Origin of the sequence: Planktotalea frisia (assembly GCF_001890925.1) — a bacterium.
GTDB classification, from domain to species: Bacteria; Pseudomonadota; Alphaproteobacteria; order Rhodobacterales; family Rhodobacteraceae; genus Planktotalea; species Planktotalea frisia.
The window spans coordinates 1-1,349 of record NZ_MLCB01000034.1; the positions used below are offsets into that span (position 1 = coordinate 1).

The window sequence follows — 1,349 nt, forward strand, 5'->3', positions numbered from 1 at the left end:
CTTTGGCCGAGTGCATTTTGAGATCTAGCGAACCTGTTTGACGATTGGGGCTTCTCAATCGTCAAACAGGAGGTTCCCATGACACAGGAGAAGATGACCCCGCTGCGTGAGCGGATGATCGAAGATATGCGTATACACGGAATGGGCGATAAGGCCCAGAAGGCCCATATCCGGGCGATCAAGGATTTTGCCGGGTTTCTCAAGCGGTCGCCTGATACCGCCACGCCAGATGACCTACGGGCCTATCAGCTTCACATGACCAATACGGAAGTGACGCCGCCGACGTTCAACGCGCGGATCATGGCACTGCGGTTTCTGTTCGGCACGACCTGCGACCGTGAGGATATGAAGCGCTACATGCAGTTCCGGACGCAGCCACGCAGGCTGCCGACAGTGCTGAGCATCGAGGAGGTTTCCGAGGTGATTGCCGCGGCTCCTGGGCCGGGACTTAAATACCGCGCGGCGCTGAGCATTTCTTATGGCGCTGGATTGCGGGCATTGGAGGTTTGCAGTCTCAAAGTCAGTGATATCGACAGCGATCGGATGCTGATCCACGTTGACGAGGGCAAAGGCGGCAAGGACCGCAAGGTGATGCTGTCTCCCGACTTGTTGGACCTGCTACGCGACTACTGGCGCGAGGCGCAGCCTGCGGGGTGGCTGTTTCCGGGTAAACCCAAGATCAACCCAATCTCTGCACGACAGTTAAGTCGGGCATTCAACTCAGCCAAGCACTTGGTAGGTATTTCCAAGCCCGCAACTTTGCACACGCTGCGGCACAGCTTTGCCACGCACCTGTTGGAGGCAAACATTGACGTCCGGGTGATCCAAGTGTTGCTCGGCCACGCCAAGCTGAGCACGACGGCGCGTTATACCCATGTCGCCACCAAAACTATCCGTGACACGCCCAGCCCGTTCGAAGCCCTCAAGACGTTGAGCGTCGAGAACCTGCGTCACCGACCGGGCTGAGCACCGGTCAGTTGGCCAGAGCAAAGCTGGAGATTGCCGATATATTCCACACCCACGGCCCTGTGTGGCGGCAGGCCAATAAGGGACATGTCAGCCTGTCCCAGCTCAAAGTGATGTCCTCCATTGAGGCCTGCCGAACCGAGGCGCTCGGCGGGCATGTGGCCGCGTGCACCAAATGCGATCACCAACATATCGCTTACAACTCTTGCAAGAACCGGCATTGCCCTAAATGCCAGGGACCGGCAGCACGTAGCTGGATGGCGGCACGAGCCGAAGATCTGTTGCCCGTGGAATACTTCCATGTGGTGTTCACGCTGCCGGCCGAGATCGCCCGTATCGCATATTGGAACAAGCGCGCCGTCTATGGCCAGCTATTTAAGGCA

2 protein-coding genes are annotated in these 1,349 nt (G+C 58.1%); both read left to right on the plus strand.

The window, feature by feature from the left end:
• Positions 1–78 precede the first annotated feature (78 nt).
• On the plus strand, positions 79–966 hold the full coding sequence (locus tag PFRI_RS02290; protein WP_072629145.1) for a tyrosine-type recombinase/integrase: 888 nt from the start codon (positions 79–81) through the stop codon (positions 964–966).
• An 11-nt stretch (positions 967–977) separates the two neighbouring features.
• On the plus strand, positions 978–1,349 hold a 372-nt coding region (locus PFRI_RS02295), incomplete at its 3' end, for an IS91 family transposase (RefSeq protein ID WP_175549224.1).

Coding starts and splice junctions, on each gene's coding strand:
- PFRI_RS02290 (WP_072629145.1), top strand. CDS start 79: ATGACACAGGAGAAGATGACCCCGCTGCGTGAGCGGATGATCGAAGAT.